We start from the raw sequence: 8,735 nt of genomic DNA, 5'->3' as shown, positions 1-8,735 counted from the left end.
TCGCCTTCAAGCACATAGGAGAAGATTTCCATGTCGCGGTGGCCGTGGGTGCCAAAGCCCTGGGCGGCGGCAACGCGGTCGTCGTTGATCACCAGCAGGTCGGAGAAGCCTTGCTGGTTGGCATCACGGTAGCTGCCGAACGAGAAGGTGTGGCGCGATTGCAGCCAGCCATGGTTGGCGCGGCCGCGGTGGTCTGCTTTGCGGATTTCGATCATGATGTGTGCCCTTTCGTTCGATGAAATTCATGCAAGGTTTTCAGCGTTTTTGCTGCGTTCCTTGCTGCTATGAATGTAGTTTCTCGCTTTTGGGCCGCTTGTAGATTGAAGGTTTTGGCGATTCATCATCGATAATTTCGAATATGGAATTTTTGGAGTTGCCATGCTCAAACTGTCGCTGGAAGCCATAGAAATCGTCGATGCCATTGCGCGCCATGGCTCGTTTGCCGCCGCCGCCGAGCGCCTGTACAAGGTGCCGTCGACCATCTCCTACGCGGTCGCCAAGCTCGAAGACCAGCTCGGGCTGGCGCTGTTCGTGCGCAACGGCCCGCGCGTGACGCTGACCCCCGCGGGCCAGGAAATGCTCAAGGAAGGGCGCTGGCTGCTGGCCGCGGCGCGCCAGCTCGAGTCGCGCATGCGGCAGATCTCCACGGGTTTCGAGGCCGAGCTGCGGCTGGTGCACGACTCGCTGATTCCCACCAGCGCGTTCAACCCCGACATCTGCGCGTTCGAGGACCTGAACTGCGGCACGCGGCTGCGCATAGGCAGCGAAGCAATGACCGGCACCTGGGAAATGCTGCGCGAAGGCCGGGCCGATCTGATCGTCGCCGCGGGCGAAGGCCCGCCCGGCGGCGGCTACAAGGCCGTGGCCGTGGGCAGCCTGGAGTTCGCTTTCTGCGTCACGCCCACGCATCCGCTGGCAAAGCTGCAGCGGCCGCTGGTGCGCGACGATCTGCTCGAACACACGGCCATCGTCGTGGGCGACGGCGCGCGCTCGTCGGCCGACCGCACCGTGGGCCTGCTGATGGGCCAGCGGCGCATCACCGTGCCCAGCATGCAGGCCAAGATCGCGGCCCAGACCGCGGGCCTGGGCCATGGATTTTTGCCGCGCGCCTGCGTGCGCGCCGACCTGGAGCAGGGCGTGCTGGTCGAGCTGCAGATCGAACAGCCGCGCCCGCCCGAGACATTCTGGCTGGCCTGGAGCACCGAGCGCATGGGCGAAGCGCTCAAGTGGTGGATTCAGCGGCTGGACCGGCCGTTGCTGCCGGGCATACTGCCGTTCTGATCAGCGGCGCAGGCGCAGGATGAGCGCTGCCAGCGCCGTGCCGGTGGCCAGCGCGGTCACGGCCATCCAGCCGAAATGCGCGAACAGCTGGGCGGCGACCGCCGAGCCAACGGCCATGCCGATGAACATTCCCGTGAACAGCACCGCATTGAGGCGGCTGCGCGCCGCGGGGTCCAGGCCGTAGATGATGCTCTGGTGGGCAATCAGCGCGGCCTGTATTCCCAGATCGAAGCCTATCGCGGCTGCGACCAGCAGCCCCAGTTGCGCGCCCGCAGGAATGAAGCCGGCCAGCGCCATGGCCGCAAACGACAGTGTCACCAGGCCTGCGCCCAGCCGCGTCACGAGGGCGGGGCCGTGCTTGTCGGCAATGCGCCCGGCCAGCGGTGCGGCCAGCGCGCCGGCCGCGCCGGCCAGGCCGAACGCGCCCGCTGCGGCCGCGCCCAGATGGAAAGGCGCGCCATGCAGCATCACGGCCAGGGTCGACCAGAACGCGCTGAAGCCTATAGACAGCAGGGCCTGGGCCAGGGTTGCGCGGCGCAGCGCGGGGTGTGCGCGCCACAGCGCTCCCAGCGAGGCGAGCAGCGCAATGTAGGGCAGCTGCGTGGTCACGGCAAAGCGCGGCAGGCGCCGCCAGGCGGCCAGGCCCAGCAAGGCGATGCTCACCGCGGCGGCGGCAAACATCGCGCGCCAGCCCCATTGCTCGGCGACGAAACCGCTGACCACGCGCGACAGCAGAATGCCCAGCAGCAGGCCGGTCATCACCGTGCCCACGACCTTGCCGCGCCGGGCCGCGGGCGCCAGCGTCGCGGCCGCGGGAACGATGTCCTGGGCCAGCGAGGCCGACAGGCCTATGACCAGGCTCGCGGCCAGCAGTGTCGCCAGCGACGGCGCGAGGGCCGCGAGCAGCAGCCCGGCGCACAGCACGGCCGCCTTGCCCAGAATGATGCGGCGCCTGTCGTATTTGTCGCCCAGCGGGGCGAGGAAAAGAATGCCCAGCGCATAGCCCAGCTGCGTCAGCGTGGGCAGCAGGCCCACCGACTGCGTCGAAGCTCCCATGTCGGCGCCCAGCACGCCCAGCATGGGCTGGCTGTAGTAGAGCGTGGCGGCCGCGAGGCCGGCGCCGCTGGCGAGCAGCAGGGTCAGCGACATGGGCAGCGCGGTCGTCGAGGCTGGAGTGGGGTCTGGGCTGGATGCAGGTTGGGCGGACATGGTGGATTCCTGGAAATCGGTGGCGGGAGCCGACAACAAAAGTGTGCCTCGGGAAAACCCTTGTGTTGGCGATGCCCAGAGATTAATCTTTGCGTTCCCGTAATGGAATATGCTTTGTCTGCAATGCACGGTTGCGATAAACGCAAATATGAGTCATGGACAAACTTCAAGCCTTGCGCGCTTTCATAGATGTGGCGCAAACCGGCGGCTTCTCCAAGGCCGCCCAGCGCCGCGGCGTCGCGACCTCGTCGGTCACGCGGCTGATCGACGGCCTGGAGGCCTCGCTCGGTGTGTCACTGCTCACGCGCTCCACGCGCCAGGTCGCGCTGACCGATGCGGGCGCGGCCTATCTCGAGCAGATCACGCGGCTGCTCTCGGACCTTGATGAAGCCGACGCCAGCGTGTCCGACGGCGGCGTCGAGGCCGTGGGCCCGCTGCGCGTGTCGGTGCCGGTCACGTTCGGCCGGCTGTGCCTGGGGCCGCATATCGCCCGATTCCTGCATGGGCATCCGCGCGTCTCGCTGGAGCTGGTGCTGTCCGATGCCTATGTCGATCTGGCCGCGGAACGCATCGATGTCGCGGTGCGCATAGGCGTGCCGGACAACGCGCCCCAGCTGATCGTGCGCGAGCTTTCCGGGCATCACCGCTATGTGGTCGCGAGCCCGCAGTATCTGCGCTGCCACGGCATGCCCGCACAGCCCGCCGACCTGGGCCTGCACGAGTGCCTGCGCTATGCCTACCAATACCAGGCCGGGCCCCAGCGCTGGTCCTTCCTGCGCGCGGGCGAGGAACTGGGCGTGGAGGTCAACGGGCGGCTCGCGGCCAACAGCGGCGACATGCTGCGCGATGCCGCGCTGGGCGGGGCCGGCATTGCCCTGCTGTCGCACTGGCTGGTCGAGGACGACGTGCAGGCGGGGCGGCTGCAGCGGCTGTTCGCGGACTACGAGATCAATCCACGCGAGCACCGCGTGAGCATCCATGCGGCGTATCTGCCCAACCGCCGGCATTCGCGCAAGGTACACGCTTTCCTGGATTTTCTGCAGTCCTGCATCGCGGCCCGGCCGCAGGGCTGACGGCAGCGCCCGGCGTGCAAAGTCGCACGTTCCATGCCGCTATTGGCGGGCGGATATGCAGTGCCCGCCATATGTCGTTAAAGTCATATTCCGAGTCCGTTCCGGACTTCAAGGAATTGCATTATGGCGACCAAGCGTATGCCTGATCCCGCGTCGCTGCCGGCCCCTGCGCCGCTGGCCATGGTCCGTCTCAAGGACTTGCGCAAGAACGCAGGCAGGACCCAGGAAGACCTCGCGCTTGCCCTGGGCGTGGGCCAGGACACCGTCTCCCGGCTCGAGAAACGCAGCGACATGCTGCTGTCCACGCTGCGGCATTACGTCGCCAGCGTGGGTGGCGAGCTGGCGCTGGTCGCGCGCTTTTCCGATCGACCCGCGGTGGTCATAGACCATCTGGGCGAAGACCGGCCCGTCATCCGAGCGCGCAAGCGCGACCTGAGGTCCGCCAAGGACGGCGAACCCTAGCGTTAATCACCTTTGAAATGATCCCCACTCCTTACTATCTCATCGACAAATCCGCGCTGCTGCGCAACCTGCAAACGATAGACCATGTGCGCACCCATTCGGGCGCCAAGGTGCTGCTGGCGCTCAAGTGCTTTGCCACCTGGTCGGTGTTCGACCTGATGCGCGAACACATGGACGGCACGACCTCGTCATCGCTTTACGAGGTCAAGCTGGGCCAGCAGAAGTTCGGCGGCGAGACCCATGCCTACAGCGTTGCCTTTGCCGACCACGAGATCGAGGAAGTCGTTGCCCACAGCGACAAGATCATCTTCAACTCCATTGCCCAGCTCGAGCGCTTCGCGCCGCTGACGCGCGCGCTGCCCCGCGGCCTGCGCCTGAACCCCGGCGTGAGCTGCGCCGGCTTCGACCTGGCGGATCCGGCGCGGCCCTTCAGCCGGCTGGGCGAGGCCGATCCGGCGCGCATCCTGTCCGTGATCGACGCCATCGACGGCGTGATGATCCACAACAACTGCGAGAACCAGGACTTTGCGCGCTTCGATGCCTTGCTGAGCGAAGTCGAGCAGCGCTATGGCGCCATCCTGGGCCGGCTCCAATGGGTGAGCCTGGGCGGCGGCATACGCTTTACCGCGCCCGGCTATCCGCTGGACGCGTTCTGCGCGCGGCTGCGGCGCTTTGCGCAGGACCATGGCGTGCAGGTCTATCTCGAACCGGGCGAAGCCACGGTGCGCGAGACCACGACGCTCGAGGTCAGCGTGCTCGACCTGGGCTTCAACGGCAAGCCGCTGGCCATAGTCGACAGCTCGACCGAAGCGCACATGCTGGACCTACTGATCTACCGCGAGACCGCGGCCATGGGCGACGGCAAGGGCGAACATGTCTACCAGGTCTGCGGCAAGACCTGCCTGGCCGGCGACATCTTCGGCGACGCGCGCCTGGCCAGACCGCTGCAGGTCGGCGACCGGCTGTCGATTGCCGACGCCGGCGCCTACACCATGGTCAAGAAGAACTGGTTCAACGGCATACACATGCCGGCCATTGCCGTGCGCGAACTCGACGGCAGCGAGCGCCTGGTGCGCCAATTCACTTTTGAGGATTACGTCGCGAGCCTGTCCTGAGGCGGCCGACCAAAGCATGTGAACGAAACAGAGGGAGTGATTCAATGAAGCGTAATGTTCTGATCATCGGCGCGGGTGGGGTGGCACAGGTCGTGGCGCACAAATGCGCACAAAACAATGCCCGCCTTGGCCATATCCACATTGCCTCGCGCACGCTGGCCAAATGCCAGGCCATCATCGATTCCATCCATGAAAAGCACAGCCTGCAGCAGCCTGGAACGCTGCAGGCGCATGCGCTGGACGCCATGGACGTGGAGGCGACCAAGTTCCTGATCCGCGCGACCCACAGCCAGATCGTGATCAATGTCGGCTCGCCGTTTCTCAACATGTCGGTGCTCGCGGCCTGCCTGGAGACCGGTGCCGCCTACCTCGACACCGCCATCCACGAAGACCCGCTCAAGGTCTGCGAGACCCCGCCCTGGTACGCCAACCACGAGTGGAAGCGCCGCCAGGCCTGCCGCGATGCGGGCGTGACGGCCATCCTGGGCGTGGGCTTCGATCCGGGCGTGGTCAACGCCTATGCGCGCTATGCGCTGGACCACTGCTTCGACCGCGTCGACTCCATCGACATCATCGACATCAACGCGGGCCGCCACGGCCGCTATTTCGCGACCAACTTCGATCCGGAAATCAACTTCCGCGAGTTCGTCTCCACGGTCTGGTCCTGGGAAAACCGCGCCTGGAAGGCGAATGCGATGTTCGAGCACCGGCGCGACTGGGACATGCCGGTCACCGGTGTGAGCACCACCTATCTCACCGGCCATGACGAGCTGCACTCGCTGTCGCAGCATCTGGACGTGCCCGACATCCGTTTCTGGATGGGCTTTAGCGACCATTACATCAACGTCTTCACGGTGCTCAAGAACCTGGGCCTGCTGTCCGAGCAACCGGTGCGCACGGCGCGCGGTCTGGAGGTGGTGCCGCTGGAAGTGGTCAAGGCCGTGCTGCCCGACCCCGCGTCGCTTGCGCCCGACTACCAGGGCAAGACCTGCATTGGCGACCTGATCAAGGGCCAGCGCGGCGGCCAGCCGCACGAGGTGCTGATCTACAACAGCTGCGACCATGGCGAGAGCTTTGCCGAAGTGGGCAGCCAGGCGATCTCGTACACCGCGGGCGTGCCGGCCGTAGCCGCGGCGCTGCTGATTGCCAACGGCATCTGGGATGTGGGCCAGATGGCCAATGTCGAGGAGCTCGACCCGGTGCCGTTCATCGCGCTGATGAACCGCATGGGCCTGGAAACGCGCATCCGCGATGCGCAGGGCGACCGCCTGCTGGACGCCCAGCTGCCCGAGGAGAAGCTGCGCGCCAACGCGCGCTGAACAGGCCCGGCATGCAAAACGCCCTGACCCCTTGAAGGGGGCAGGGCGCTGCAGCCGGAGCAGAGGGCTTACTGGATCTTCGCGCCCGAGTCTTCGACGACCTGCTTGGAGGCCTTGTAGTCGGCCTTGAACATCTTGTCGAAGTTGGCCACGCTCATCGCCTGGGGCTCTGCGCCCTGGGCCAGGATGGCGTCGCGGATTTCCGGCATGGCCAGCAGGTGGTTGACTTCGGCGTTGACCTTGGCAACGATGGCCGCGGGCGTGCCCGCGGGCATGAACAGCCCGTACCAGGTGCTCACGTCAAAGCCCTTGATGCCGGTTTCGGCCAGCGTGGGGACGTCGGGCAGCGAGGTCGAGCGCTTGGCCGAAGTCACGGCCAGCGCGCGCAGCTTGCCGGCCTTGATCTGGGCAATGGCCGAAGGTACGGACGACACCAGCAGATCGACATTGCCGGCCAGCGCATCCATCAGCGCGGGGTTGGAGCCCTTGTAGGGCACGTGGGTCAGCTGCACCGAGGCGGCTTTTTCCAGCAGCACGCCGGCAATGTGGATGCTCGTGCCGTTGCCCGGCGAGCCGTAGGTGATCTTGCCGGGCTGGGCCTTGGCCGCGGCGAGCACATCGGCCACGGTCTTGTAGGGCGAGTTGACGCTGGTGGCGATCACGACAGGCGTGTAGGCCACATGGGCGACGGGCGTGAGGTCGCGCACCGGATCCCAGGGCAGGTTCTTGTAGAGGTAGGGGCCCAGGACCAGATTGTCCTTCTGGCCCATGACCATGTCATAGCCCGTGGGCGCGGACTTGGCGGCATCGCTGATGCCAATGGTGCCGCCGGCTCCGGCCTTGTTCTCGGGAACCACGGTCCACTTGGTGACTTCGGTGAGCTTGTTGGCCACGACGCGGGCCAGGATGTCGGTGCCTCCGCCCGGGGGGAAGGGAATGACCATGCGGATGGGCTTGGTCGGGTATTCGGCGGCAGGTTGGGCAGCGCTGGCAAAGCTCGCCGTGAAGGCGCAGGCCACGGCAGTGGCGGTAATCAGTGGGCGAAACATGGAACAACAAACTCCGTTGACGGATCGAGAAGAACAGCGGGCCGGACGCGCGCGACAGCTGGTGGCCATCGGGCATCGCAGCCGCTAGCTGAAACAAAATGGGCAGATTCGATGATCGGGGAGGGTGTTTCCGCCATCAATGGGTGTTTGTCTCTAGGTCGTAGAGGGACGGCAAGGCGCAAGGCCATTGCCGTCTCACAGCCCGTGCCATGCACAGCGGGGTTGCCGACTGCGCGATCACCGGCAATGCAGCCGATCTGGTGCACTGCCCTGTGTGGCCCACGGGACGCGGGCTGGGAGCAGGAGCTTACTGCATTTTGTTACCCCGGCGCTTGCAGGCGCGGGGTATAGCAGGCCACGTCAACGGGCCTTTGGTGCCTGTCTTTCAGGCCTGGCGCACATCGGCTACGGCTTCGGCGCCGAAGTCGGCGCGCTGCAGCCAGGCCAGCACCTTGGCCGCGGCCTGCTCGGGTGAATCCAGCTGGTCCTGGGACTTGAGCGCGGCAAAGCGCTGCAGATCGGGAAACGCCGCCGGATCGGCATTGCGCAGCTGGACCTGCATGTCGGTGTCGATCACGCCGGGTGCGAGCGAACACAGTTTGGCGCCATGCGGCTTGAGCGCTTCTTCGAGCGCCACGCAGCGCGTGAAATGGTCCATGCCGGCCTTGGCCGCGCAGTAGGCGGCCTGCGAGGCCATGGCGCGCCGGCCCAGGCCCGAGGAGATGTTGAGCACCTTGCGCTCGGCGGGCCAATGCTCCGTTGCGCCCAGGAAGGCCGCGGTGAGCAGCATAGGCGCCTCGAAGCCCACGCGCAGCGCGGGCGACAGTTCGGCCGCAGTGAGCGACGACAGCGGCGCGATCGGCGGCATCACGCCGGCGTTGTTGATCAGCGTGGCCTGCCGGTATCGGCCCGAAGGCTGTTGCTTGAGCCAGTCGGTCAGCCGCGCCGCGGCCTGGGCCGGGTCGCCGAGATCGACCTGCCACTGCGCCAGCGGGGCGCCCGCGGCCGCGGCTGCGGCGGCAAGATCGTCGTTGGTGTTTCGGGCCAGGCAGATGAGCTGGTGGCCGGGATGCAGCAGCTGCCGCGCCATGGCCAGGCCCATGCCGCGCGAGCCGCCGGTGAGGAAAATCAGATGGGATGTCATGGGGTAATGGTAATGGCGTGGGGGGAACGCAGGTGCAGTAGCGTGCGTCGAGAGGGCTGGGCACAAAAGGAGGACGGTTTCCT

At 66.4% G+C, this 8,735-nt stretch carries 9 protein-coding genes; 5 read left to right on the top strand and 4 right to left on the bottom strand.

All coding sequences use genetic code 11. From position 1 onward, the window contains the following. The coding region (locus tag RR928_RS10985) for a pirin family protein (protein ID WP_332682510.1) at positions 1-215 on the bottom strand (215 nt) is incomplete at its 3' end. Between the two features lie 163 nt (positions 216-378). Between RR928_RS10985 and RR928_RS10980 the strand changes: the two genes are divergently transcribed. After that, positions 379-1,281, top strand: a complete 903-nt coding sequence (locus tag RR928_RS10980; protein ID WP_332534245.1) for a LysR family transcriptional regulator — start codon at positions 379-381, stop codon at positions 1,279-1,281. On the opposite strand, the gene RR928_RS10975 is transcribed toward RR928_RS10980, so the two are convergent. Next, positions 1,282-2,490: an MFS transporter gene (locus tag RR928_RS10975; RefSeq protein ID WP_332682508.1), complete on the bottom strand. Its 1,209-nt coding sequence runs from the start codon at positions 2,488-2,490 to the stop codon at positions 1,282-1,284. Positions 2,491-2,645: 155 nt separating this feature from the next. On the opposite strand from RR928_RS10975, the gene RR928_RS10970 reads away from it, so the two are divergent. The 4 genes from RR928_RS10970 to RR928_RS10955 all read left to right on the top strand — a co-directional run bounded on the left by RR928_RS10970 (position 2,646) and on the right by RR928_RS10955 (position 6,459). Beyond that, on the top strand, positions 2,646-3,563 hold the full coding sequence (locus RR928_RS10970) for a LysR family transcriptional regulator (protein WP_332534249.1): 918 nt from the start codon (positions 2,646-2,648) through the stop codon (positions 3,561-3,563). A 123-nt stretch (positions 3,564-3,686) separates the two neighbouring features. Further along, positions 3,687-4,025 carry a helix-turn-helix transcriptional regulator gene (locus RR928_RS10965; RefSeq protein WP_332548382.1) on the top strand — a complete coding sequence of 113 codons (339 nt, stop codon included), beginning with the start codon at positions 3,687-3,689 and terminating at the stop codon, positions 4,023-4,025. A gap of 17 nt (positions 4,026-4,042) precedes the next feature. Beyond that, positions 4,043-5,140 carry a carboxynorspermidine decarboxylase gene (locus tag RR928_RS10960; RefSeq protein WP_332534252.1) on the top strand — a complete coding sequence of 366 codons (1,098 nt, stop codon included), beginning with the start codon at positions 4,043-4,045 and terminating at the stop codon, positions 5,138-5,140. 44 nt (positions 5,141-5,184) lie between these two features. Next, positions 5,185-6,459, top strand: coding sequence for a saccharopine dehydrogenase family protein (locus RR928_RS10955; protein WP_332534253.1), 1,275 nt, complete (start codon positions 5,185-5,187; stop codon positions 6,457-6,459). A gap of 68 nt (positions 6,460-6,527) precedes the next feature. Here RR928_RS10955 and RR928_RS10950 read toward each other — a convergent pair whose 3' ends face one another. Continuing rightward, positions 6,528-7,508 (bottom strand): Bug family tripartite tricarboxylate transporter substrate binding protein, encoded by a 981-nt coding sequence (locus tag RR928_RS10950; RefSeq protein WP_332534255.1) that lies wholly within the window; start codon positions 7,506-7,508, stop codon positions 6,528-6,530. A 385-nt stretch (positions 7,509-7,893) separates the two neighbouring features. Continuing rightward, the gene (locus tag RR928_RS10945) at positions 7,894-8,652 is read right to left on the bottom strand and encodes an SDR family NAD(P)-dependent oxidoreductase (protein WP_332682504.1); all 759 of its coding nucleotides are present in this window, start codon (positions 8,650-8,652) and stop codon (positions 7,894-7,896) included. Positions 8,653-8,735: the final 83 nt, after the last annotated feature.

It is taken from the genome of Comamonas sp. (assembly GCF_036666375.1).
In the GTDB taxonomy this organism is placed as follows: Bacteria; Pseudomonadota; Gammaproteobacteria; order Burkholderiales; family Burkholderiaceae_C; genus Comamonas.
Note: the sequence above shows the minus strand (reverse complement) of the source record. Positions and strands in the feature narration are given on the sequence as shown.

Bases quoted from the DNA above. Each gene is read 5' to 3' on its own strand.
- RR928_RS10980 (WP_332534245.1), top strand. From the start codon at position 379: ATGCTCAAACTGTCGCTGGAAGCCATAGAAATCGTCGATGCCATTGCG.
- RR928_RS10975 (WP_332682508.1), bottom strand. From the start codon at position 2,490: ATGTCCGCCCAACCTGCATCCAGCCCAGACCCCACTCCAGCCTCGACG.
- RR928_RS10970 (WP_332534249.1), top strand. From the start codon at position 2,646: ATGGACAAACTTCAAGCCTTGCGCGCTTTCATAGATGTGGCGCAAACC.
- RR928_RS10965 (WP_332548382.1), top strand. From the start codon at position 3,687: ATGGCGACCAAGCGTATGCCTGATCCCGCGTCGCTGCCGGCCCCTGCG.
- RR928_RS10960 (WP_332534252.1), top strand. From the start codon at position 4,043: ATGATCCCCACTCCTTACTATCTCATCGACAAATCCGCGCTGCTGCGC.
- RR928_RS10955 (WP_332534253.1), top strand. From the start codon at position 5,185: ATGAAGCGTAATGTTCTGATCATCGGCGCGGGTGGGGTGGCACAGGTC.
- RR928_RS10950 (WP_332534255.1), bottom strand. From the start codon at position 7,508: ATGTTTCGCCCACTGATTACCGCCACTGCCGTGGCCTGCGCCTTCACG.
- RR928_RS10945 (WP_332682504.1), bottom strand. From the start codon at position 8,652: ATGACATCCCATCTGATTTTCCTCACCGGCGGCTCGCGCGGCATGGGC.